Source organism: Ancylomarina euxina, from assembly GCF_003863355.1.
Classification (GTDB): domain Bacteria; phylum Bacteroidota; class Bacteroidia; order Bacteroidales; family Marinifilaceae; genus Ancylomarina; species Ancylomarina euxinus.
This window is the reverse complement of record NZ_QQWG01000020.1, coordinates 34,619-60,343: the sequence shown is the minus strand read 5'-3', so window position 1 is coordinate 60,343 and position 25,725 is coordinate 34,619. Positions and strand designations below refer to the sequence as shown.

Below are 25,725 nucleotides of genomic sequence, written 5' to 3'. Positions count from 1 at the left end.
TTCGATATGAAAACTAATATAAAAATATATATACTGATGGCCGCAGTAGCTTTGGGCTCAACATTAACTTCATGTGTTGACGACCTGGATACTACTCCTATCGATCCTAATTATAAATCAGGAGATAAGATTTATGTTTCAGCTGAATCATACAAGCAAGGACTCTCGAAACTTTACGGTTCGTTTGTATTAGCAGGACAAGAAGGTGCTGGAGGAAATGCTGATATTGCTGGCGGAGATCCGGGCTCTACAGTTTATACTCGTTTGTTATTCTACTGTCAGGAACTCTCAACCGATGCTGCAATTGCAGCTTGGAATGATGGCGACATTAAAGAATTCCACAATCAAAAATGGACTGCAGGTAACGGTTTCGTGGGTAATATGTACACTCGATTATACCTAACTATTGGATTCATCAATCAATATTTAAGAGATACTGAATCGGGTAAACTAATTGGTTCTCTAACCAGCGAAGACCTTAAAAATATTGAGCAATATAGAGCTGAGGCGCGTCTGCTTAGAGCAATGGTTTACTACAATGCATTAGACTTGTTTGGTAGTGTACCTATTCTTACGGAGGCTGATCCTGTAGGTAAATTTAAACCCGAGCAGAAAACTCGTAAAGAAATCTTCACATTTGTTGAGACTGAAGTTAGTGAAATTGAAAGTCTGTTAGCTGCACCAGGAAGCAATGAATATGGACGTATTGACAAAGGCGCAGCATGGGCTCTTATGGCAAGAATGTATTTAAATGCTGAAGTTTACATCAACGAAGCAAAATACACAGAATGTATCGATTACTGTAAAAAGATCATGCCTTTCTACTCTTTAAATGACAGTTACGAGGAACTCTTCATGGCTGACAATCATCTAAGAACCAATGAAATGATATTCGCATTTGCATGCGATGGCTTAAATTCTCAGACTTACGGTGCAACAACCTATATCATCCATGCTGCTATTGGTGGTGATTATGTACCAGCTGATGCCGGTATTAACGGTGGTTGGGGTGGAAACCGTGTGACCTCTGCTTTCGTAAACAAATTTGATCAGAATAACGACAAGAGAGCTATGTTCTTTACAGAAGGTCAGGCTCTTGAAATTGATCAAATTGGCGAATTTACGGAAGGCTATATGTTGGTAAAATACACAAACAAAAATTCCGATGGAACCAATGGAGCTGATGATAATTTTGTAGACACAGATTTCCCTATGTTTCGTTTAGCTGATGTTTATTTAATGTATGCTGAATCCGTTTTAAGAGGCGGTAATGGTGGTTCATTAGGAGAAGCGAACTCATATGTCAATCAGTTAAGAACACGTGCCTACGGAAATACTTCTGGCAACATTGCAGAGGCCGATTTATCTCTTGATTTTATTATTGATGAAAGAGCTAGAGAACTTTCTTGGGAGTGCATGAGAAGAACAGATCTTATTCGCTTTGGGAAATTTAGTAACTCTAAATACCTATGGCCTTGGAAAGGTGGTCTTAAAGATGGTAAGTCAGTAGATTCACACTACAACCTATATCCTATTCCATTAAGCGAATTAAATTCAAATTCGAATTTGACTCCAACTCCGGGTTACTAATCTAAATTCAATAGAAGATGAAAAAAATATTATATTCTGCATTATTTACTGGATTAATTTTATTTTCAGGCTGTGCCGAAGATGAGAATCTAGCATACCTGAGTGCTAATCCAGAAAAACCAACACTTCAGCTACCCGAAAATGGGGAGGCTTATATCATCAGCGAAGCCACTGGCGAAAATAACATTGCATTCAAGTGGTCAAGTGCCGATTTTGGAATGCCTACTGAGATTACTTATAAATTACAAGTCGATAAAGATGGTGGTGATTTCTCTAACCCAATCGAACTGGGTGAAACAACTAATAATTTTATCAGTCTAAAAAGTAGTAAACTAAACGGAATGTTAGGACGCGCCGATTTTGAGGCTGAAAAACCAGTGATCGTTCTATTAAGAGTTACGGCTTCAATTTCTTCAAACATTGCTCCTATCACTTCAGAAGTTATCGAAACAAGTTTCACCTTGTACAAGTTAGCAGATCCCAATGATGATGGTTCCCGCATTTACATGGTGGGTGGAGCTGTACCAGCAGGATGGAATCCTGGTGATGCTGTCGAAATGCTTAATATTGCTCCTAACGTTTATCGTGCAACAACCACTTTTGCGGTAGACCGTTTCCGTTTCTTGGGACAAAAAGACTGGAGTCCAGTTTCATATAACTTCCCATTCTTCACTGGCAGCGTTGATAATAATTTCGAAAATGCCAGACAGGCAGACAGAGAAGATGGTGATGAAAACCTTTGGTTTAAAGGAAGCCCAGGAGAATACACCATTACAGTTGATTTAAACACGAAATCCATCATACTAGATGCTACACATACAGATGATAATTCTAGAATTTATATTGTTGGAGCAGGTGTTCCTGATGCTGGTTGGGATCCAAGTAAAGCTATAGAAATGGTAAATATTGCTCCTAATGTCTATCAGGCAATTACCGAATTTGCAGTTGATCGTTTCCGATTCCTGGGACAAAAAGACTGGAGTCCAATCTCATACAACTTCCCATTTTTTAGTGGTGGAGTAAGTGCTAATCTTGAGAATGCATTACAAGCAGATAGAGAAGATGGCGATGAAAACCTTTGGTTTAAAGGTACTGCAGGAAAACATATTATAACTGTAGACCTCGATAATAAAACCGTAGAAATTTACTAATACTTAAAAGGTCGTTTATTAAAATAAACGACCTTTTTTTTAATAATTTTTTCACAATAAATCTGTAAAAAAAACTCTAGTCCATATTTATTCTTCTACTATTAACTTTTAGGTCTCAGCTTGGATGAGCTAAAGTCGTCATCAAAACTCCTTCCTGCCTTCCCCATACAAAATTATAAAGTGTTATCACAATTGCCGCTAGGTAAACTTAAGGTAATACCATTGAGATTATATTGTCAGGTCTTAGTCAAAGCAGTAACGACCTCTTTCATTTTTCACATGTAGATCACGATGCAATTTTAAAGCTCTCGAAACTTTTGAAATAGAAAACCCCCAACTCCCTAGCGATATCTTTAATACTTTCCTATTCGCTTCCCAATATTTTTTCTTATATTAGTGTGTAGACTACATTTTGATAAGACATTGATAATGCACGAAATATGACTCAAGACAGGCTCCTACTCCCAACTCTCTAAAATTAATATTTGGAATAAATAACTATTAATTTAAACCTTATTTTTTGACACACACATACAGATATACACATATTAAAATATCAAACGTTTGCGGTGACGTTTGCGACGATTTTAAGTGCTTTTAACATTCATTAACTTATACGATTAATCAGGCACTTCATATATTTATGTAGAAAATAATTAAGGCTAACTTAAGATTTAGCTAGCAATTAGTATACAATAAAGGAAGATTCATAGTCGGAAACATTGAGTTCAATAATTGTATAATTGTTACTAAATCAAAACTTGATAGAATAATGTAATAGAGTGGTACTAGTTTCGGAAACGATTTAAATTTAAACTCTATCTCAAAAAACTATCATTACATCTAACTTCTTATTTATCTTAAATTTACATTTATGAAACTTAACATTAGTATGTTCAGAAAACTGCTTCTCATGTTAGTTATGGTATGTTCTTTTACCATTTCTCACGCACAAGAGAGGCTAGTGACTGGTACAGTTACCGATGCAAACGATGGCATGGGAATACCTGGCGTTTCTGTAGTTGTTAAAGGAACAACTGTGGGCACAAGTACCGACATTGATGGTAAATTCACCGTCTCAGCCGATGCTACATCTACTTTGATTTTTTCTTTTATTGGTTATAAAACACAGGAAATACTAGTTGGCACCCAAACTCAAGTTAATGTTGTTTTAAGCGTTGACACAGAAACTCTTTCCGAAGTTGTTATTGTTGGTTACGGTCAAGTAAGAAAGGAAGATGCAACGGGAGCAGTCTTTACAGTAAAATCAGATGATTTTAACCAAGGTACTACCAGTTCTCCTCAAGATTTAATTGTAGGTAAAATTGCCGGTGTACAGATCATCAGTGATGGAGGTGCTCCAGGTTCAGGATCAACAATTAGAATTCGTGGAGGTTCCTCAATGTCTGCAAGTAACGATCCATTAATAGTAATTGATGGAATGCCACTAGATAACAGGGGGATTGATGGGATGAGTAATGTTTTAAGTTCATTAAATCCTAACGATATTGAAACCTTTACTGTATTAAAAGATGCATCAGCAACTGCAATTTACGGTTCACGTGCTTCCAATGGTGTAATTTTGATTACAACTAAAAAAGGAAAAGCGGGTCAAAAAATACAAGTTACTTATGACTCTAAATTTTCAATAGGTAAAATTAAAGAGACTATTGATGTTTTAAGTGCTGATCAGTATAGAACTTTAGTAACTGAAAGAGCTGTAGATCATTCTTCAGTTAACCCTGCATTGTTGGGTCAAGCTTCAACAGACTGGCAAGATGAAATATACAGAGATGCAACCGGTCATGAGCATAATATTGGAGTTTCAGGTTCGTACAAAAACATCCCTTTTAGAGTTTCGGCTGGCTACACTGATCAGAAAGGTATTTTACAGACTTCTGAAATGCAAAGAACTACAGGAACTTTAAATGTTAATCCTAGCTTTTTCGATGAGCATTTAAAGATTAATGTAGGTGTGAAATATATGGCTATTGAAAATCAATTTGCTGATAAAGGTGCAATAGGAAGTGCTTTACGCATGGATCCCACTCAATCTGTTTTTAATAAAACAGGTATCTACGGAGGTTATACAACCTGGTTAATGGGTGATGGTTCCAGAAATGTAAATGCAACTCGAAATCCGGTTGCTCAATTACAACAAAAAGATGATAATTCAGATGTATCAAGAGTAATCGCGGATTTTCAAGCTGATTATAAATTACATTTCCTTCCAGATTTAAAAGCAAGTATGAAACTAGGCTATGATTATTCTGATAGTAATGGTGATGTAAATACTGATTTGGATGCTTCTTGGGTTAGAGCTTCTTCTACAGGTGTAAAAAGAGATTATACTCAGGAGAAAAAGAATGAATTAGTTGACTTCTACCTTACATATAATAAAGACCTGCCTTCCATAAATAGTAAAATCAATGTAATGGGTGGTTATGAGTGGCAACACTTCTGGTCAAAATCATCAGCTTTTGAGGTTGATAGAAATGCGGCTACAATAGAAGATTCAAAAAATGAAACGGAGAACTACCTGGTTTCATTCTTTGGCCGTGCAAACTACACATTCATGGATAAGTATATCGTTACAGCTACGTTACGTAAAGATGGTTCCTCAAGATTCCACAAAGATAATAGATGGGGTACCTTTCCGTCAGCAGCTTTTGCCTGGAGAATGAGTGAAGAGTCTTTCCTTAAAGATATTGATGTTGTAAGTAATGCTAAAGTTCGTTTAGGTTACGGTATTACAGGTCAACAGGAGTTAAACAGTGGAGACTATCCATACATGGGAACTTACCGATTAAGTGATTCAAGAACAAGATATCAATTCGGTAATCAGTTTTATACTCTAATCAGACCTGATGGATACGACGAAGGATTGCAGTGGGAAAAAACAACAACATATAATGCAGGTCTAGACTTTGGATTTTTTAATAACAGACTTAATGGTTCGTTCGATATATATAAGCGAAAAACTGAAGATCTTTTAAATACGATTCCTGTGCCTGCAGGAACAAACTTTACAGACAGATTATTGACAAATGTTGGTGATTTAGAAAACAACGGTTTTGAATTCTCTATTAATGCGATAGCAATAGAAACAGAAGATTTGTTTTGGGAACTTGGCTTCAATATAGCTTATAACAAGAATGAAATTACTCGTTTAACTAATTATGATGATCCTAATTACAGAGGAGTTGAAACAGGTGGTATTAGTGGAGTTGGTGTTGGAAACAATATTCAGATCAATGCAGTTGGACATTCTCTAAACACTTTCTATGTATACGAACAAGTATATAATAGCAACGGAAAACCAATTGAAGGTCTTTATGTAGATAGAAATAAAGATGGGGAAATCACAACAGCCGATAAATACTATGCTAAAGATCCTGCTCAGGATTATAATATGGGATTTTCATCTAATATCAAATACAAAGATCTAGATTTCGGATTTAACGGTAGAATTGGTATTGGCGGTCAAATGTACAACAATGTTATTGTAGGTGGTCGTTATCAGGAGATGACCGTAAATGAGTACTTAACAAATATGCCTTCAGAAATTAATAAGTCACAGTTTGAGACTGCGCAACAATATTCTGATTATTTCCTTGAGGATGCATCATTCTTTAGAATTGATAATATAACTCTAGGCTATAACTTTACTAAGCTATTAAAACCTCTTTTAGGTTTTGATTTTAACGCCAGAGCATTTGCAACAGTTCAAAATGCTATTGTGATAACCGATTATAGTGGATTAGATCCTGAAGTAAATGGAGGAATCGACAATGATGTATATCCAAGACCAAGAACATTCTTGTTTGGATTAAACGTTAAATTTTAATTGATAAATGTTATTTATTATGGATAAGAAATATTTTAGAACAAATTATATCATGATAACATTTGCATTATTATTTGCATGTGTATCGTGTGTTGATGATTTGAATACGCTACCTCTTGATGAGGATATAAAAACTGGAGAAAATGTACTAACTGATGCGGAATCGTATAAACAACTTTTAGCAAAATGTTATGCAGGTCTGATTGTTGGTGGTCAAACAGGTGTTGATGCCGATCAGGATATCAGTAGTATCAATGGTGGTTTTTCATCTTATTTAAGACTATTATGGAATCACCAGGAGCTACCAACTGATGAAGCTATATGTGCATGGAATGATGGTAATTTAAGAGACTTACACGATCAGGACTGGACAAATTCAAATGAGTTTGTTACAGCAATGTATTATCGAATAACACTTCAAATAGCTTACTGTAATAATCTGATTAAACTAACCAGTAATAAACCAGAATACAAAGCTTTTAGTGATGAAGCGAGAGCTCTAAGAGCTTTAAGTTACTATCATATGTTAGATATGTTTGGACGTGGTCCGTTTGTAACCGAAGAAGATGAGGTCGGCTCATTTTTCTTTCCTGAAATGGCTACACAACAAGAACTATTTAAATATATCAAGGATGAGCTAGAAGCAATTGAAACCGAATTAGCTGACCCCAGAACAAATGAATATGGTCGAGCTGATAAGGGACTGGCTTGGGCAATTTTGGCAAAGATGTACTTAAATGCTGAAGTATATATTGGAGAGCCTAAATACACCGAAGCTATCACTTATTGTAACAAAATAATTAATGGTGCCTATTCAATTGAGTCTGATTATGCCAACTTGTTCTTAGCTGACAATCATTTGAGAACTAACGAAATCATCTTCCCAATAGCGGCAGATGGTAATAGCACTCAAACCTGGGGAGGTATGACTTTCCTAATACACTCTACAGTCGGTGGCGATATGCCTGCTAGTGAATCTGGTATTGACGGTGGATGGGGTGGAAACAGAACCACAAAAGCCTTTGTGAACTTGTTCCCTGACGCTACAGGCACAGATAAAAGAGGCATGTTCTATACCGAAGGACAAAATCTGGAAATAGCGGATATTTTCAACTTTAGAGATGGATATGCACTACGTAAGTTTAAGAATATTACTTCGACTGGTGCTGTTGGTTCAAACCTGTCATTCCCTGATACTGATTTCCCTCTTTACAGATTGGGTGACTTCTATTTAATGTATGCTGAAGCTGTGGTTCGCGGAGGTGGTGGTGATATGACTGCCGCTGTAGGTTATATCAATGAACTAAGAGAAAGAGCGTATGGTGATGCTACCGCTAATATTGTAGAAGCAGATTTAACCTTAGATTTTATTCTTGACGAAAGAGGACGTGAACTATACTGGGAGTGTCACAGAAGAACCGATCTTGTTAGATTTGGGAAATTAACAACTGGTGATTACAATTGGCCTTGGAAAGGTGCTGTTGCAGATGGAAAATCAACAAATGCAAAATATAATGTATTCCCTATCCCATCGTCAGACATAAATGCCAATCCAAATCTGTCGAATATCTCAGGTTATTAATAGATAAAAAAATACGTTATGAAGAATTTTAAATATATACTCATATTACTTCTCGCTGTTAGTTTCTTTTCTTGCGAAGATGATGATATTCTGAAATTGAATGATTCAAAGTATATGCCAGCAACTAATATTACTGGTTTTGGCGAGACTTTGGCAATATCAAAGGCTACAAAAACGGAGACTATTGAGATATCTTATACACCTGCATCGTACGGTATTGATATTGTAGTAACGCATAAACTTCAGTTATCTACTTCTTCTGAATTTGCAGATCCAACTACTTTTGATGTTGATGCAGTTGACAATGCATTTACATTCACAGTGGGTGCTATTAATGAGGTTCTTACGGAGATATTATTATTACCCGTAGATGAAGAAGCGACGATTTATGCAAGAATTATCACGACCTCACTTAGTGGCGTTGATCCATTATACTCTGCAGTAGTAAACTTTAAGACAACACCATATCTAGACATTCTATTTGCACCAAATACTTTCTATCTCTTTGGTGATGGTGTAGGACGTGTTGCACAAAATAATAAGCTTAAATTCATTAAAGTTAACAGCGAACCTGATGACACTTGGATTATTGTATGGATGGAAGCTACAGGAAGCTTTAAACTGTGTTCTGATGAGAACTACAAAGGAGTAATAGGAAAAATTGGAGATCCTGTTAGTGGCGAGTACACATTAGGAACAGTTGACAACAGAGGTGAAGATATTCCAGTACCAGGAACAGCAGGATACTATACTGTTGGTGTAGATATGGCGAATAATAAGCTATTGATTGAGCCTGCAAATGTTTATATATGTGGACCGACCATTGGCAATGTATGGCCTACTAGTTCTGTTGTCCCAGATAACCAGTTTAAATTGGATTCTGAGAATAAGAAAATGTATTTATCTAAAAGCTTACAAGCTGGCGAACTAAGACTTCATGTAACACATCCATATATTGGAGACTGGTGGCATGCTGAGTTCATATTTTTTGATGGCAAAATTGCATACAGGGCAGACGGTGGTGATCAGGAAAGAGTTAATATTAACGCAGGTGAGCAGACTATAGAGCTTGACTTTATTAATCAAACTGGTAAAATTGAATAAAAATGAAGAATCTTAAATATTTATTTATATCACTGTTGGCTGTTCTCTTTATCGCTTGTGAAGACGACTTTGAGATGCCAAAAGTAACTGAGCCTGTTCAAGGAACAGCCCCAGTACTAAATGCATTAACCGAAGAAATAGATTTGGTTCTTGAGAAAAAGAATGAAGGAAGTATTATAGTAGACCTAATGTGGACTGATGCAACATATGCTGATCCTATTGGTGTTAGATACTACGTTCAAGTTGATACTGTAGGTAATGAGTTTAAAAATGCTTTAGAATTTGATCGAGTATCGGATACTAAAACATCAATCACAGTAGGTGGCCTAAATACTTTGATATCTAGCAGATATGCTCCTGCCAAAATGGTGGATCTTGAAGCAAGAATTAGAGCTTTTGCTAACGAAGATCTTCAGAGTTTGTACTCTGCATCTTTTACGATGAAAGTGACTCCTTATCTTGATGTGCCTATCCCTTCAGATCTATTTATATTCGGTACATCTACAGCTTCTGCTGAAGTAACAGACGCCTTAAAAGCTTATGGTAAAGAGAATATCTTTACAAAATACCTAAAGCTGACAAAAGATGGTTTATTTAAATTTTCTGACAAGCAAGCAGATGATGGTTATGACTATAACTTCGGCAAATTTGCTACTGTTTCTGATAATATTGAAGCTGCCGCAGATGATGCAGGAAATTTCAAATTTACAGGTGAAACAGGTTGGTATGCCGTAACTGCTGACTTTGTAAACAGTAATCTAACTATTGCAGCTTATGAAAGCTATGTTGGTGACTATCCAAACATTTACCTTGTTGGAGATTACAATGCGACTGATCCTGCGTGGAGTCCTGGAACATCGCCTGAAATGACACGAAAGTCAGAAGGTGTTTATTCAATTGAAGTAACTCTAAAAGATGGTGCTAACTTTAAATTTATTAATCAGCAAAACTGGGATGGTTTAGATTGGGCTGATGCAGATTCTGATGGAAATACTGGAATAATAGCTCCAAAGGGTAAGAACAATAACATCGCTTTCGATGGTGCTGACAAAACTTACATTGTTACTTTGGATCTTAACAAAGGTATTTACACTGTTGAAGAAGCAGCTATTTATCTTGTAGGTGATGCAACTGAAGCGGGATGGAATATCGATAATGCTATCGAGTTAAAGTATCGATCAAGTCATAACGCTTATATGGGCTATATTCCATTAAAGAGTGGAAACTTCAAATTCTTCCCTGCTAAAGGCAGTTGGGATGGTGGTATGGGTAGAATTACTGATACCGAAGATCCTAAAGGTGGTTTATTAGGTGGAGATAATAAAGACATCCCTAGCACGAACACAGGTGATGATTTCAAATTATACAGAATTGCTGTATGGTTCGACGCAGATGCTAGTTCTTATAAATATTCTGTTCTCGATGCTGAAATGATTCTTGTTGGCGATGCAACTCCTGCAGGATGGTCTATTGACAATGGATTTAATATGGTATACGCTGGAGAAGGCAAATGGACAACCTATGTGGACATGAATGCAACAGGTGGTTTCAAATTTTTCTATGAAACAGGAAACTGGGATTCAGGTTATAAGGAAATTAGTGCTGGTGAATTATCACTTGAAGGAGGAGATCCAAATATTGCAACTCCTGGCGAAGGCTATTATAAGTTAACAATGGATACTTATAATATGACCTATACTAAAGATCTTATTGCTGATAAAAAGATGTTCTTAGTAGGTTCGCCTAACGGATGGAATATCAATGCAGGTATCGAAATGACTTGGGATGACACTAATAAAGAGTGGACTCTTACTACTGATCTTGCAGCAGACGATGCATTTAAGATTTTTGCAGAATCAGGAAACTGGGATTCTGGATTTAAGTTCAAATATGAAATGCTTAATTTTGAAGGTGGAGATCCAAATCTATCAACTCCTGATGGAGCTGGAAATTACACCATCAAATTTAGCTTAGCTAAAAGGACTTTAACATTTACAAAAAATTAAACCTAAACTAAAAATCACGGGAATACGCTTCCCGTGATTTTTTTACATATTTCATTACTTACAAATTAAGATCGACAGATTGACAATAAAATTAATTCTCATTTATGAAAAAACTTTACTCCATATTTATTCTTCTACTACTAACAATTAGCTCTCAGCTAGTATGGAGTCAGGTCGTCACTACTGCTCCCATCTTCCCTACTGAAAACTCTGAAGTGACCCTTACATTTGATGCAAGTCTTGGAAATCAAGGCTTAAAAGATTATACAGGTGATGTCTATGCTCACACTGGTGTTATTACTGATAAAAGCACTTCAGGAAGCGATTGGAAATATACTCCAACCTGGGGAGACAATAGTGCAAAATACAAGCTTACAAGCTTGGGCAACAACAAATGGGAATTGAAAATCTCTCCAAATATCCGTGAATACTATGGTGTTCAGGCTGCTGAGGAAATATTGAAGATGGCCTTTGTCTTCCGAAGTGCTGACAATTCGAAAGAAGGTAAAGATATTGATAATAAAGACATTTTTGTAGATATCAGCAAAGAAGGACTTAACGTAAGCATTACCTCGCCAATTAACAATTCCATTTTTGGTAAAGATGAAACTGTTACGATTACAGCAAATTCAGCAGACAGTGAAAGCCTGCAACTCTTAATTGATGGTGTTAACACAAACACAACAAGCGCAGCAACATTAAGCTATTCCTATACCCCGCATGCTGCAGGAAATCATCAGCTTGTTGCAGTGGCTACGGAAGGTGCCAATGAGGCCAGAGATACCGTAAATATAATCTTTCGTGAAGACACCCCCATAGCCACAAAACCATCCGGACTTGTTGATGGGATCAACTATATTTCGACAACTTCAGTTAGCCTGCAACTCTATGCTCCTTATAAGCAGTATATTTTTGTATTGGGTGATTTTAATGATTGGACACTAGACAATAGCTACCAGATGAATAAAGATGGCGACTATTTTTGGTTAACAATTGATAATCTGACTCCTGGGCAAGAATATATTTTCCAATACTTAATTGATGGAAAAATTAAGATTGCAGATCCTTATGCAGATAAATTACTCGATCCATGGAACGACCAATATATCTCTGATGCAACTTATCCAAACTTAATCGCTTATCCTACTGATAAAACAAGCGAATTTGCATCAGTCTTTCAAACTGCTCAAACTAACTTTACTTGGGATGATACAGGCTTCACCATGCCCGATCATGATGACCTTGTCATTTACGAATTACTTATTCGAGATTTTACCGAAGCTGGAAACATCAAAACCGTTACGGATACACTAGACTATCTTCAACGTTTAGGTGTTAATGCAATTGAACTGATGCCATTCAATGAGTTTGAAGGCAATAACTCCTGGGGGTACAATCCAGCATTTTATTTTGCACCCGATAAAGCATATGGCACTAAAAATGACTACAAAACCTTTATCAACGAATGTCATAAACGTGGTATTGCTGTTATTATGGACATGGTTCTAAATCACTCTTTCGGGCAATCACCATTCTTCAGAATGTATACAGAGGGAGGGAAACCATCAGCCGAAAATCCATGGTACAATGTTAATCACAATTTTGAAAACCCGGATGCACACTGGGGTGCAGATTTCAATCACGAAAGTGCCGTCACACAAAAATTGGTCGATAGAATCAATGCCTATTGGATAGAAGAATATCATATAGATGGTTACCGTTTCGATTTTACTAAAGGTTTTTCCAACACACCGCACACAATTTCAGATGATATTTGGGGGAGCAAATATGATGCTGATCGTATTCGATTACTCAAACGCATGGCTGATCAAATTTGGGCGGAAAACGATAAAGCCTTTATCAGTTTCGAACATCTAGCTGATAATTACGAAGAAAAAGAGTTAGCTGCGTATGGCATAAACCTTTGGGGAAATGCCAATGGTAATTACAGTGAAGCCACAATGGGATATAACGAGAGTGGAAAGTCAGACTTAAGCTGGACATCGTGGAAAAATCGCGAATGGACAGCACCAAGACTGATCTCATATATGGAAAGCCATGATGAAGAACGTTTGATGTATAAAAACCTTCAATATGGTAATTCAAATGGTGATTACAATGTCAAAGATTTAAATACTGCCCTTTCAAGAATCGAAACAGCTGGAGCTATTTTCTTTGCAACACCAGGTCCTAAAATGATCTGGCAATTTGGCGAGTTGGGTTACGATTACTCAATAGATGAAAATGGACGTGTTGGCAAAAAACCAATCAGATGGGATTACCAAACTAATCCCGATCGTAAACATTTATATCAAGTCTTTTCAGCTCTTATAAAACTGAAAACTCAGGAGCCCGCATTCTCTTCAGAGAATTATAATTTAAATGTCTCAGGGGCTCTTAAACGTGTTGAAATTAATCATACCAATATGGATATTCGTGTGATTGCTAATTTTGATGTGAAATCCGGGTCAATCACGCCTAACTTCAGTAAAACAGGAACATGGTTCGATTATTTTAGTGGAAATGAAATTTCGGTGAGCGATATTAGCATGAATGTAAATTTGGCCGCTGGAGAATATCATATATATACCACTAAACAATTGGATAAGCCCATAATTCCAACTGCCCCAGACGCAAATAATTTAGCCATGAATGGTGTTTTTGAACAAGATGGCGTGATAAAAGCAACCTACTCATATGTTGATTTTAATGGAGATACTGAAGGCAATTCAATTCTCCAATGGTATCTTGCAGATGATCAATCCGGAACAAACGAAACAGCTATTACGGGAGCTAATACACTTGAATACACGATTTCTCGTCAGAATGTGGGTCGTTATTTACGTTTCTCTGTAACGCCTGTTGCTACTAGCGGAGAACTACTTACTGGCAACAAAGTCTATTCCGCTTATTCTCAACCAATAGACTATTCAACAGGCATAGAAGATGTTTTAGATGAAGAATTGATCTTATACCCTAACCCTGTCAAAGATTTATTGCACTTGGATAATTTAAAACAAGTGAAGCGTATCAATCTTTATAGTCTTACTGGAAAAATAATCCTTTATAAGCAAAACCCTGACAGTAACGAAATTATAGATCTTAGTTTCTTGAGTCAAGGCATTTATATCCTTGTTTTTGATCTTTATGATGGCGATCAATTAACGAGAAAAATAATAAAGCAGTAATTATTATTCACAAATTAGAAATCCTCACTTAAATAAATTAAGTGGGGATTTTTTTTATCTAATTGAATAGAAAACTCTTTTTAAACACAATAAGATCTGAAAATATTTATATTTTTAACAACTTATCTAGATATTTAAATATTATATTTGAACGTAATTTATTTCAACATTTTGAACAAGAACTTATGAACTATAAAATATTTACACTTGGCATTTTTATAATATTAGCTAGCTTTTCGAATGGATTCTCTCAGGTTAACCAACTTGAAAAAGCCGCACAAATAGCCAAAGAGCAAAATAAACTCATTTTCATGAACTTCTCTGGTTCTGACTGGTGTCGATCATGTATGGTTCTAAAACGATCCATTATAAACACAGAAGAATTTGCATCATTTGCAAATAACAATCTGGTTATGATTGATATTGATTTTCCTCGAAAGAAAAAAAACAGATTGAACGAAGAACAGACTCAGTGCAATGAAAAGTTGGCTGAAAAATATAATAAAGAAGGACAATTCCCCACCATTATCATTCTGGATTCAGACATGAATATTGTTGCGAAAACCGGCTATAAAAACTTGAGTCCAAGTCAGTATGTAGATCACATTAAAAGCTTGATTCAGTAATCATATGATCCGAAATATTACAACATTATTGTTTCTTATTTTCGCCCTAAATTCCTTTGGTCAAGAAGAATCTCACACTAAGGTACTTCTTTTAATGGGATCCAGGTTTGACATCACAGCAGTTAGTCCTTATCAGGAAAAAGCACAAAAGGCTATTGAAGCAGGTATCTCTGAAATTAAACGAATTGAGAAATTAATCTCCTCATGGGATCCAAATTCTCAAACCTCGGAGATCATACGAAATGCAGGTATAAAACCTGTGCTTGTTGATCAGGAATTATTCAACTTAATTCGTCGTTCAATTAAAATTTCAGAACTAACGCATGGTGCGTTCGACATTAGCTACGCCTCACTTGATAAAATTTGGCGTTTTGATGGACAGATGAAAGAACTACCTGATTCAAGTGCTGTTGCAGCATCAGTAGCAAAAATCAATTACAAAAATATCATCCTTAATCCTGAAAAAAGAACAGTTTTTCTCAAGAAAAAAGGAATGAAAATTGGTTTTGGAGCCATTGGGAAAGGTTATGCTGCCAACAAAGCTCTTGATATCATGTCAAAGATGAATCTACAGGGAGCTTTGGTTAATGCTTCTGGAGATTTAATCAGCTGGGGAAAAGATGAAGGTGGTAAAGACTGGAAAATTGGCATCGTGAATCCAAAACAAAAAAACAAGATTTTTTCCTGGCTCAACATTAATGAGACCGCTGTAGTTACCTCAGGCAACTACGAAAAATTTGTTAGAATAAATGGTCAAACCTACTCTCATATTATCGATCCTAGAACAGGCTATCCCGTGAAAGGACTGATTAGTGTGAGTATCATTTGCCCCAATGCTGAATTAGCCGATGCTCTGGCGACCTCAGTTTTTGTTTTAGGTAAAGAAAAAGGACTTGAACTAATCAATCAACTTAAGGGGATAGAATGCCTTCTGATAACTAATAAACAAGAACTTTTCACATCAAAAAACTTACATCTAGATTACATACAGAAACCGATAACTAATCACAAATACCAAATTAAAATTGGAAATCAACATGCGAAATAAGAATAAAATCAAGCTCTTGCTTGGTGGTTTATGCTTATTGTTTGGTCTCAACTCATGTATGTCTGTTGCAGCCTACCAAAAAGCAAACCTTAACGACAGAGAAATGGCCCTACAAGCTAAAAAACTCGAAAAATACGAATCAAATTTTCAATCATACCGTGAAGGTGCTGCTGGTGCTAATGGCGGAAAATCAGGAGGAGGTTGTGGATGCAACTAAGAAAAATAATATTACTCGCTACAATTTTAGCCGGGTCTTATACCCTAATGGCTCAAACTGATAAAAACAGTATTGATGACAAACAAAATGAGAAGCGTAAAAAGGTGACAAAATCAGAGACTGATTTCAAAGATACTGAGGTCAATTTCTTATTTAATTATTACGAACAAGATGGTGACCACTCACCTGTTACCGGCGGTCGTGGAACTGAAAAACTAGAGAATATTGCTCCAACTTTTGTAGTACATGTTCCAATGGATTCTGTATCGAGTCTAGATCTTAATTTTGGTATCGATATCTATACATCTGCTTCAACTGATAATATTGACTATTTTGATGGTAATAAATCTGGAGCATCAGGTAAAGATATTCGGTCTCACATTAATGCTGCATATAATCGAAACCTCCTGAAATCTGGTGATACATATAGTATCATGGCTGGTTTTTCAAAGGAATTTGATGTAACATCATTCAATTTTGGAGGCTCTTATACACTAAATTCAACAGATAAAAACCGATCATTAAGCCTTGATGCCCTTTACATGAGTGATACATGGAAGCTACTTTATCCTTATGAAATCAGAGGCACTTCGAAAGCAAACTTAAAGGATGACAAACGATCAACTATGAAGTTGGGCTTATCGTACTCACAGGTGATTAACAAACGCCTTCAAGCCTTGTTCTCCTTGGAAGTTGTATCGCAGTCTGGTCTTCTTAGCACACCATTCCATCGGGTCTTTTTTGACGATGCCATTGGGCAATCTGATGATATCTTAAGAAGTCTTAGCTTTGTTGAAAAACTGGAAGATAATCGACTGAAAATTCCAATTTCAATGCGATGGAATTATTATTTTAACGATTTCATGCGAGTAAGAACCTTCTATCGTTATTATACGGATAGTTGGGGGATTACGGCACATACTGCAAGTATAGAACTGCCTATGCAAGTTTCGCCTAGTTTAATTGCCTCTCCATTTTTCAGGTATCACACTCAAACGGCTGCTGATAATTTCTACGAATTTGGTCAGGTGAGTAAAGCAATGGTGGATGCAAAAGAAACTCAATTTTATACTTCAGACTACGATTTATCAGATTTGAGTAGTACTAAGATAGGTTTGGGCTTGCAATACTCTCCTATAATGGGAGTTGGAAACTTTAAATCTCCATTCAGAAAAAACAAGCAGGCACAGCTCAAAAGTATTGGTTTAAGAACTGCCTACTATGATAGAAGTGACGGTTTAAATGCCTGGCTACTTAGTCTCGATTTTGCTTTTACCTTCTAAAAAAGAATAGTGTAAAGAGTTATTTAGTTAACTCTTTACACTTCTACTATATTCTCTTGCTTTAATTTAGTATTCCCATCCCATCGGTATGCAATTAAATGCCCTCCATTGGCAACACAAGCATCTACACAACATAGATTATCTCGAACAACGCCTGCTTGTCCATTTAAACAATAATGCCCAAAAAACACAGGTAACTCTTGCTCCGAATAGGGAGGGATATTCTCGCATAATTCAAGAGGAATCGTATAATTAGGTAATCTAAATCTATTCCCAAAAGCCAAAGAGCTAAAGCTCTCCCCTTCCATTTTATTCCACCATTTTATTCGAAACATATTGCGTTTAATACCATAACTATCCTTTATAACCAAATCGTTGGGTAAAGCAAACTCTCTTCCCTTAAGTATAAGCATACAAGCATCGTACAACTTTCCTTTAGTCGTATATATTTTTCGAAGGAACTTCTTATTAAGCCTATTATCAGGATGTTTCGTCTTAATTAAGTCGACAGCTTCTTGATCCCAACAAGCATGAATGACTCTAAAGCCATCAAATTCCAAAAATAAAGGCAAGGATCTTAACCATTTCAAATAAATTTTCTTGGCCTCTTTATTAGCCTGAAATTCTAGATAAGTTCTTCTAATTTGAGCCTTATTTTTCAAGCTATGTTCGCGTAAAGAATTCCCCTCATCATCTTTTGTATAATAAGCCAAAACATTGAGTTCATGGTTGCCAACAATAGCAAAAGCTGAACCATGATCTACCATATTTTTTATCAAACAAAGACTATCGATCACTCGGAATCCCCTATCAACGAAATCTCCCACAAAAACGGCTTTCCTTTCAGGATGTGCATAAAAGCCAGCCTCCTTCTTATAGCCTAAAGTTTGAAGCATTTCTACCAAACTATCAAACTCGCCATGTATATCTCCTATTATATCGTACAAATCAATTCTATTTTGTAAATATTTATTCCATATGTGAGACTATATTCAACACCTCACCATTCTCACTTTATCAAAGATATAAAAACAAAAAAAACTCTCCCTATTGCAATGCAATAAGAAGAGTTTATATTTTAAGTCAATGTTGTCCTAAATAAATTTATTAATTGGGCTCTCCGCCCAAACCCGACTTCATTTCTTGTCTTGAAACAAGAAACGAAGCAAAGAAATTCAAGGCTACTTTTTAAATAAGTTCTTTAATTATCTCATACTTAAGTGCGGCCGGGTGATCTTCGAACAAGTTCTCAGCTTCCCGGTCTTACTAAAGCTTAGAGCTAAAACAAAAGCTATTTAAAATAGATGCCAGTATACACAAAAGTCAAACAATACCCCCTCCAAGTTATAATCACCTATATTCTTCATTAAAAAAGTGAATTAAAACTATCTTTCAAAAACGTTTAGGACGCAATTAATTTTAAGTCTAATTATTATCGAAGATAATCAGCTACTAAAGCTTGAATAATTTATCGATACTAACTTCTTTCTTAACCTTATTAGGACCAGCGTATGTAAATTCATTCGTTTTACTACTGTACTCATAGTCTTTCTTCCACTCATCAAAGTTAGCAATGATTTTTTTGATAGACTCCACAAAGTAAATAACCTCTTTATTAGTCGTCGTTGGGTGTAATGACCAACGTACCCATCCCGGCTTGTGAGTTAAGTCGCCAGCAGAAATTTCACATGTAATTGACTGTGATTTCTCTTGAGTTACATCAAGCATATAGTGACCATAAGTACCCGCACAAGCACAACCTCCACGAACCTGAATTCCGAAATGGTCATTCAACAACTTCACTAGCAGGTTAAAGTGAATATACTCAATATAGAAGGACATAACACCAATACGCTTCTGGCCATCATCAGCAAGAATCATGACATCATCAATCTCGCGCATTAATTTAAAAGAAAGATCAAGTAACTCTTCTTCACGAGCTTCCATCTTATCAGTTCCCATCTGATTTTTTACATCAATAGCCAAAGCGGTTCTTATAGATTGAAGGAAACCTGGAGTTCCACCATCTTCACGTGCCTCAATACTATTTACGAACTTGTACTCTCCCCATGGGTTAGTCCAGTCTACAGTTCCTCCACCAGGATGATCAGGAGCTGACGCAGGATCGTAAAGAGCTGAATCGAAAATCATAACACCTGAAGAACCTGGGCCACCAAGGAATTTGTGTGGCGAAAAGAAAATACCATCTAATTTACATTCCTCATCTTCAGGATGCATATCGATATCAACATAAGGAGCAGAAGCAGCAAAATCAACAAAACAAATCCCTCCATGCTTATGCATCATCTTAGCCATCTGGTGATATGGGGTGATAATTCCTGTTACGTTTGAACATGCACTAAATGAACCAATCTTGATCTTACGATCAGCATATTTTTCAAGTTGCTTTTCCAACTCATTCAAATCAACGGTAAGGCCTTCTCCTGGAGGTACAACCACAACATCAACATTCGTTTCGTACCATGATGTTTGGTTTGAATGGTGCTCCATATGAGTAATGAATACAACCGGCTTCTCCCTATCCTTAAGACAAACTTTAGAATTCATAGGACCGCAACCCTTTAATCCTAAAATACGTTGTAATTTCACAACAACAGCAGTCATCCCGTAACCTGCATGCATCAACACATCATTAGGGCCAGCATTACAATGCTTCTTAATTATATTCTGAGCTTTATGATAACTTTTGGTCATTAAAGTACCAGTAACATTTGTCTCTGTATGCGTATTTGCGACATAAGGACCAAAGTCTTTAAGCATTCTTTTCTCTAAAGGCTTATATAAACGTCCGCTTGCAATCCAATCGCCGTAAACGATAGTTTGCTTACCAAAAGGAGAATAAAATCGGGCTTCATTTCCCACCGTATTCTTTCGGAACTTTTTGAAATGATTTTCCAAATTGCTCATTAGCTAGATTAGTTTTATTTGTTTTGTTGTTTATTCTGATTTTGTGTGTCTCAAATCAATTAATATTCAGATTGTTTGGTCTGATTTAAGAACGGTCATAAAATTAGATATTCTAAAAAAGGAATACAAATAGTGATTGTATATATTCCCACTTATTAGACTATTTGTATCCACTCAATTTTCTAAATAAACAAACTATCATACTGATTACAAGCTCTAATTATTAAGAAAACACAGACTTAAGTATACAATAAATAATTCCGACTCTTATTTATAATGGATGCCATTTATGAAGGATGAAAGAATTTGATGGGAAAACACTAAATTTGGCTTCATAAAAAGGAAAATAACCCATTTTTACAATTAAGTCATTTACAGAAGACAAAAGAAATATATGGAGACAATTATTCAACTCTTCGAAAAAAGTGTAGAACAATATCCCAACAACCCATTTTTGTGGGAAAAAAACGAAGGACCTTATACATCACAATCATATAAAGAACTTCACACTGAAGTTCATTTATTGGCAGCAGGCTTATATGCCATGGGCATAAAAAAAGGAGATCGTATCGGTTTACTTTCAGAAGGTCGAAATGCCTGGGTTCTTTCTGAATTAGGTATCCTCTACACGGGAGCCATTAACGTACCTCTATCTATCAAATTGGATGCACAAAACGAATTAAAATTCCGTTTACAACATTCTGAGTCTAGATTGATTATTGTATCAAAAAATCATCTATCCAAAATTAGAGAAATTAAAGATGGACTTGAACTCTTAGAACAAATTATCGTAATAGATGATGATGTTGTATTGGAATCGAAAGAAATTTACTTGTCTTCAATATTAGAATTTGGACAAAATATTTTAGAATCTGATAAAAAAGAACTTCAAAAGATTTGGTCTACTATTGATGCTGATGATAGTGCAAATATTTCATATACTTCAGGTACAACAGCTGATCCTAAAGGCATCATTTTATCACACAACAACTATACCTCTAATGTTATACAGGCTTCCAGTTTAATGGACATTCCTGAAACCTACAGAACATTGCTTATTCTGCCATGGGATCATTCCTTTGCTCACACAGCAGGTATTTATAGTTTCATGTTAAAAGGGGCATCAATTGCCGCTGTTCAGCAAGGTAAGTCGCCCATGGAGGCTTTAAAAAATATTCCGAATAACATTAAAGAAATTCAGCCTGATATTATTTTAAGCGTACCTGCTTTAGCAAAGAACTTTAAAAAGAATATTGAAAAGGGAATTAAAGCTAAAGGACCAAAAGTTGAGCGTATGTTTAACAAGGCTCTTGATGTCGCTTATCGTTACAACGGTATGGGCATCGACAAGGGAAAAGGTACTCGTAAGTTCTTAAAGCCCATTTACAAGTTCTACGACAAGATTCTTTTTTCTAAGATCAGAGCCAACTTTGGAGGAAATCTGAAATTTTTTGTGGGTGGTGGGGCACTTCTCGATATTGAGTTACAACGTTTCTTCTATGCAATTGGTATTCCAATGTATCAGGGCTATGGTTTATCTGAAGCTTCTCCTATTATCTCATCAAATGCTCATCACCGTCATAAACTAGGCTCTTCTGGATTCCTTGTCAATAATATGGATTTCAAAATCTGTGACAACCTCGGGAATATCCTTCCATCTGGTGAAAAAGGTGAGATTGTTATCAAAGGGAGTAATGTGATGAAGGGCTACTGGAAAAATGATAAAGCTAGTGCCGAAACTCTTAAGGATAGTTGGTTACATACTGGTGATATGGGATATATTGATGAGGAAGGTTTTCTATACGTTTCTGGACGATTTAAATCCTTGTTAATTGCCAACGATGGTGAAAAATTCAGTCCTGAAGGCATCGAAGAAGCATTCATTGATCAATCACCTTATATCGATCAATGTCTTTTATACAATAATCAAGATCCATACACCATTGCAATGCTAGTACCAAACAAAGGTGCCATTCAAGCTCACCTGCGAGGTAAAGGATTAGATTCCAAAAGTGATGAAGGGCAAGTCGAAGCACTTAAACTACTACAATCGGAGCTAAACGCATATAAAACAGGTGGTAAATATCAGGATATGTTCCCACAAAGGTGGATGCCAACTGCTGTTGGAATTCTACCAGAAGCATTCACCGAAGAAAACAAATTGGTGAACTCAACAATGAAAGTTGTACGCGACAAAGTGGTTCATTATTTCAATGATCATGTGGATTATTTATATACACCTGATGGTAAAAACTTCTTAAACACTAAAAATAAGGAAACTATCCATAATTTTTAATTTAAGAACGACCAAAGCAATCGACTAAAACACAAAAGAGATACAATCATAATGAAATTAAAAAAACTCAACAGCCTATTTATTTTAGGCTTGGTATTACTTACCCTCACCTCAAGTGCTAGTGATTCTAATATTGAAAAACAACGTCAAAACTACAGAGGTAAAGCTCCAAAATATATCTTCTATTTTATTGGAGATGGTATGGGTTTATCTCAAGTTAATGCAGCAGAAGCCTATCTAGGTGCCATTAATGGAAAAAATGGCATCCAAAAACTTGAAATGAGCAAATTTCCTCACCATGGTTTTTACACCACAAATGCAACGGACCGATTTATTACTGGATCAGCAGCAGCAGGTACAGCTCTAGCCACAGGTCACAAAACCAGTGTCAACACCATTGGTATGGATGCATCAAAACAAGAGCCTCTTCAGTCTGTAGCCGAAAGAGCCAGAGATTTAAACTATAAAGTTGGCATCGTTTCATCAGTGTCTATCGATCATGCTACCCCTGCTTCTTTTTATGCTCATCAACCATCCCGAAGCATGTATTATAATATCAGTCTAGATTTGAGTAAATCCAACTTCAATTATTTTGGAGGTGGTGGCATCAAGCATCCCGAAGGCGATGGTAAGTTGGATAAAAACAACATCATGGCTAATTTTGGTATGGGAGATGAAAAAGAAGTTGCTAACAAGCAAACCAATTCTATCGAACTTGCTAAAAAACGTGGTTATCGTCTTTTAAATACTAAAACCGAATTCCATAGCTTAAAAAAAGGAGATGATAAAATTATTGCAATTGCACCACGTCTGGTTGGAGGCAAGGCACTCCCCTATGCCATTGATCAAACAAGTAAGGATATTACTTTAAGCGAATTCACAAAAAAAGGTATTGAATTATTAGAAAATAATAAAGGTTTCTTCATGATGGTTGAAGGAGGTAAAATTGACTGGACCTGTCATGCCAATGATGCTGCAACTGCCATCAAGGAAGTCATTAACTTTGATGCTGCAATTAAGGTTGCTGTTGATTTCTATAAGAAACATTCAAAAGAAACTTTGATTATTGTAGGTGGTGATCACGAAACTGGTGGAATGGCTCTTGGCTTTTCAGGCAGTCACTACCATTCGGCCTTTGACATTCTTCAATACCAAAATATATCTAATGATGGTTTCTCTGAGATTGTAGACCAGTATAAAAAAGATAATACAGACAACTATAAGCTTGAAGATGGAATGGCTTTAGTAAAAAAACACTTTGGTTTAGGTGATATCGAAAAGGGGCTTGAACTTTCTGCTTTCGAAAAAGAACAACTGAAAAATGCTTTTGAAAAAAGTATGAATTACAAAAAAGAATTCAACAAGGATGACCAATTCTATTTACTGTATGGTAGTTATAACCCTTTAACTGTAACAGCTTGCCACATTATGTCACAAAAAGCAGGTATTGGCTGGACTTCATTTTCTCATACAGCTACACCTATTCCTGTTAAAGCCATTGGTGTAGGTTCAGAACTATTCTCAGGCTATTTCGACAATACAGATATGGCAAAAAACATTTTCAGATTACTGGAATCTAAATAAATACTTAACAAGTATAAGTCATTGGACTTATACTTGTTTACTTTCCTACCACCATGTTTAAGTTACCTCAAAAATCAGATTTAATTCTAGTTGGTTCACTCCTGCTTATTTGTCTAGGACTGATACTTGCTCCGAATGGTTTTGACAAAACCACCGACACAAATTCCGTTCGAGTTAAAGCTATCGTTCTTTCCACAAATAATAATTTAATGGTAGAAACAGGTATCTTAAAAACAGGTACACAGTTATTACAAATCAAAATACAGAATGGTCAGTTTAAAGGTAAAGAGCTTCAAGCTTTCAATCAATTGGTTGGGCGCATGGAGTTTGATAAAATATTTGTAAAGGGAGATAAAACCCTGACAGTTTTAAATCTTAATAAAGATCAATCTAATATTATCAGTGCCAATGTAGTCGATCATTATAGAATTAATATCGAATTATGGCTTCTGGTTCTTTTTGTTATTCTATTAATTGGTTTTGCAGGCTGGACAGGTATTAAAGCTCTACTTTCGTTCATGTTTGCCGGACTAGCTATATGGAAACTCTTATTGCCTGGTTTCTTGAAAGGGTTCTCACCCATTCCACTTTCACTTGGTATTGTTGCATTACTTACTTCTGCCATTATTTTTCTGGTAGCTGGAACAAATAAAAAAGGCACCGTTGCTTTCTTAGGAGCGATGTGCGGTATTGCTGTCACTTGCGTGATGGCTATCATATTTGGAGATCTTTTCAATATACATGGCGCCATTAAACCCTTCTCAGAAACTTTACTTTATTCAGGATTTGCACATCTAAACCTTACTGAAATATTCCTCGCAGGCATCTTTATTTCCTCATCTGGCGCTGTTATGGATATCTCTATGGATATTGCAGCCTCTCAAGCTGAAGTGATTAATCACAATCCGAGCATCAGCGCTAAAAAACTACGCCAATCCGGCTTCGAAGTTGGGAAAGCAGTCGTGGGTACTATGACAACAACCTTACTCCTGGCCTATTCAGGTGGCTTCTCCGCTCTCTTAATGGTATTTATTGCTCAAGGAACTCCTATGACGAACATCCTAAATCTGAACTATGTATCTGGGGAACTTCTTCATACTCTGGTTGGTAGTTTTGGATTAATTCTAGTAGCTCCCTTCACTGCTATTATAGGAAGTTGGATTTTTACAAGAGTAAAATCCAGATCCTAAATAATGCATGTGATTTTGCTTTTTTTGTCACGAACAAAATCATATGATCTCTTCCCTCTCATCCCCTTGCAAAACCAAGCAATAC

The 25,725-nt window shown here is 36.2% G+C and carries 16 protein-coding genes; 14 read left to right on the top strand and 2 right to left on the bottom strand.

The genetic code is table 11. The features are described 5' to 3' along the window. Positions 1 to 6: 6 nt before the first annotated feature. The 11 genes from DWB61_RS15250 (at position 7) to DWB61_RS15200 (ending at position 17,642) form a co-directional block, all read left to right on the top strand. Positions 7 to 1,590 (top strand): RagB/SusD family nutrient uptake outer membrane protein, encoded by a 1,584-nt coding sequence (locus tag DWB61_RS15250; protein ID WP_197091201.1) that lies wholly within the window; start codon positions 7 to 9, stop codon positions 1,588 to 1,590. A 17-nt stretch (positions 1,591 to 1,607) separates the two neighbouring features. Next, complete coding sequence (locus DWB61_RS15245) at positions 1,608 to 2,741, top strand: SusE domain-containing protein (protein WP_125031781.1); 1,134 nt, start codon at positions 1,608 to 1,610, stop codon at positions 2,739 to 2,741. An 874-nt stretch (positions 2,742 to 3,615) separates the two neighbouring features. Beyond that, positions 3,616 to 6,588 carry a SusC/RagA family TonB-linked outer membrane protein gene (locus DWB61_RS15240; protein WP_125031780.1) on the top strand — a complete coding sequence of 991 codons (2,973 nt, stop codon included), beginning with the start codon at positions 3,616 to 3,618 and terminating at the stop codon, positions 6,586 to 6,588. 19 nt (positions 6,589 to 6,607) lie between these two features. Beyond that, positions 6,608 to 8,170 carry a RagB/SusD family nutrient uptake outer membrane protein gene (locus DWB61_RS15235; protein WP_125031779.1) on the top strand — a complete coding sequence of 521 codons (1,563 nt, stop codon included), beginning with the start codon at positions 6,608 to 6,610 and terminating at the stop codon, positions 8,168 to 8,170. A gap of 18 nt (positions 8,171 to 8,188) precedes the next feature. Continuing rightward, positions 8,189 to 9,274 carry a SusF/SusE family outer membrane protein gene (locus DWB61_RS15230; protein ID WP_125031778.1) on the top strand — a complete coding sequence of 362 codons (1,086 nt, stop codon included), beginning with the start codon at positions 8,189 to 8,191 and terminating at the stop codon, positions 9,272 to 9,274. Between the two features lie 2 nt (positions 9,275 to 9,276). Beyond that, a complete protein-coding gene (locus DWB61_RS15225) occupies positions 9,277 to 11,280 on the top strand; it encodes a SusF/SusE family outer membrane protein (RefSeq protein ID WP_125031777.1) in 2,004 nt (667 codons plus the stop codon). 104 nt (positions 11,281 to 11,384) lie between these two features. Next, on the top strand, positions 11,385 to 14,468 hold the full coding sequence (locus DWB61_RS15220) for an alpha-amylase family glycosyl hydrolase (RefSeq protein WP_125031776.1): 3,084 nt from the start codon (positions 11,385 to 11,387) through the stop codon (positions 14,466 to 14,468). Positions 14,469 to 14,653: 185 nt separating this feature from the next. Next, the gene (locus DWB61_RS15215) at positions 14,654 to 15,094 is read left to right on the top strand and encodes a thioredoxin family protein (RefSeq protein ID WP_125031775.1); all 441 of its coding nucleotides are present in this window, start codon (positions 14,654 to 14,656) and stop codon (positions 15,092 to 15,094) included. 4 nt (positions 15,095 to 15,098) lie between these two features. After that, the gene (locus tag DWB61_RS15210) at positions 15,099 to 16,142 is read left to right on the top strand and encodes an FAD:protein FMN transferase (RefSeq protein WP_125031774.1); all 1,044 of its coding nucleotides are present in this window, start codon (positions 15,099 to 15,101) and stop codon (positions 16,140 to 16,142) included. Then, on the top strand, positions 16,132 to 16,359 hold the full coding sequence (locus DWB61_RS15205) for a DUF4266 domain-containing protein (protein ID WP_125031773.1): 228 nt from the start codon (positions 16,132 to 16,134) through the stop codon (positions 16,357 to 16,359). The genes DWB61_RS15210 and DWB61_RS15205 overlap by 11 nt, the downstream gene beginning before the upstream one ends. Further along, positions 16,350 to 17,642 carry a DUF3570 domain-containing protein gene (locus DWB61_RS15200; protein ID WP_125031772.1) on the top strand — a complete coding sequence of 431 codons (1,293 nt, stop codon included), beginning with the start codon at positions 16,350 to 16,352 and terminating at the stop codon, positions 17,640 to 17,642. The genes DWB61_RS15205 and DWB61_RS15200 overlap by 10 nt, the downstream gene beginning before the upstream one ends. Positions 17,643 to 17,677: 35 nt before the next feature. Here the strand turns inward: DWB61_RS15200 and DWB61_RS15195 are convergent, their stop codons facing one another. Both DWB61_RS15195 and DWB61_RS15190 read right to left on the bottom strand, forming a co-directional pair. Further along, the gene (locus DWB61_RS15195; RefSeq protein ID WP_125031771.1) at positions 17,678 to 18,589 is read right to left on the bottom strand and encodes a metallophosphoesterase; all 912 of its coding nucleotides are present in this window, start codon (positions 18,587 to 18,589) and stop codon (positions 17,678 to 17,680) included. A gap of 505 nt (positions 18,590 to 19,094) precedes the next feature. After that, positions 19,095 to 20,570, bottom strand: a complete 1,476-nt coding sequence (locus tag DWB61_RS15190; protein WP_125031770.1) for an aminotransferase class V-fold PLP-dependent enzyme — start codon at positions 20,568 to 20,570, stop codon at positions 19,095 to 19,097. A gap of 394 nt (positions 20,571 to 20,964) precedes the next feature. On the opposite strand from DWB61_RS15190, the gene DWB61_RS15185 reads away from it, so the two are divergent. From DWB61_RS15185 to DWB61_RS15175, 3 genes are read left to right on the top strand one after another with little or no spacing between them, the layout of a single operon-like run. Then, positions 20,965 to 22,866 (top strand): AMP-dependent synthetase/ligase, encoded by a 1,902-nt coding sequence (locus DWB61_RS15185; protein ID WP_125031769.1) that lies wholly within the window; start codon positions 20,965 to 20,967, stop codon positions 22,864 to 22,866. Between the two features lie 51 nt (positions 22,867 to 22,917). After that, on the top strand, positions 22,918 to 24,450 hold the full coding sequence (locus DWB61_RS15180; RefSeq protein WP_125031768.1) for an alkaline phosphatase: 1,533 nt from the start codon (positions 22,918 to 22,920) through the stop codon (positions 24,448 to 24,450). Between the two features lie 53 nt (positions 24,451 to 24,503). After that, positions 24,504 to 25,640, top strand: coding sequence for a YibE/F family protein (locus tag DWB61_RS15175; RefSeq protein ID WP_125031767.1), 1,137 nt, complete (start codon positions 24,504 to 24,506; stop codon positions 25,638 to 25,640). Positions 25,641 to 25,725 lie beyond the last annotated feature (85 nt).

What these genes read in the sequence shown, in the direction of transcription:
- DWB61_RS15250 (WP_197091201.1), top strand. Translation starts at nt 7, where the DNA reads ATGAAAACTAATATAAAAATATATATACTGATGGCCGCAGTAGCTTTG.
- DWB61_RS15245 (WP_125031781.1), top strand. Translation starts at nt 1,608, where the DNA reads ATGAAAAAAATATTATATTCTGCATTATTTACTGGATTAATTTTATTT.
- DWB61_RS15240 (WP_125031780.1), top strand. Translation starts at nt 3,616, where the DNA reads ATGAAACTTAACATTAGTATGTTCAGAAAACTGCTTCTCATGTTAGTT.
- DWB61_RS15235 (WP_125031779.1), top strand. Translation starts at nt 6,608, where the DNA reads ATGGATAAGAAATATTTTAGAACAAATTATATCATGATAACATTTGCA.
- DWB61_RS15230 (WP_125031778.1), top strand. Translation starts at nt 8,189, where the DNA reads ATGAAGAATTTTAAATATATACTCATATTACTTCTCGCTGTTAGTTTC.
- DWB61_RS15225 (WP_125031777.1), top strand. Translation starts at nt 9,277, where the DNA reads ATGAAGAATCTTAAATATTTATTTATATCACTGTTGGCTGTTCTCTTT.
- DWB61_RS15220 (WP_125031776.1), top strand. Translation starts at nt 11,385, where the DNA reads ATGAAAAAACTTTACTCCATATTTATTCTTCTACTACTAACAATTAGC.
- DWB61_RS15215 (WP_125031775.1), top strand. Translation starts at nt 14,654, where the DNA reads ATGAACTATAAAATATTTACACTTGGCATTTTTATAATATTAGCTAGC.
- DWB61_RS15210 (WP_125031774.1), top strand. Translation starts at nt 15,099, where the DNA reads ATGATCCGAAATATTACAACATTATTGTTTCTTATTTTCGCCCTAAAT.
- DWB61_RS15205 (WP_125031773.1), top strand. Translation starts at nt 16,132, where the DNA reads ATGCGAAATAAGAATAAAATCAAGCTCTTGCTTGGTGGTTTATGCTTA.
- DWB61_RS15200 (WP_125031772.1), top strand. Translation starts at nt 16,350, where the DNA reads ATGCAACTAAGAAAAATAATATTACTCGCTACAATTTTAGCCGGGTCT.
- DWB61_RS15190 (WP_125031770.1), bottom strand. Translation starts at nt 20,570, where the DNA reads ATGAGCAATTTGGAAAATCATTTCAAAAAGTTCCGAAAGAATACGGTG.
- DWB61_RS15185 (WP_125031769.1), top strand. Translation starts at nt 20,965, where the DNA reads ATGGAGACAATTATTCAACTCTTCGAAAAAAGTGTAGAACAATATCCC.
- DWB61_RS15180 (WP_125031768.1), top strand. Translation starts at nt 22,918, where the DNA reads ATGAAATTAAAAAAACTCAACAGCCTATTTATTTTAGGCTTGGTATTA.
- DWB61_RS15175 (WP_125031767.1), top strand. Translation starts at nt 24,504, where the DNA reads ATGTTTAAGTTACCTCAAAAATCAGATTTAATTCTAGTTGGTTCACTC.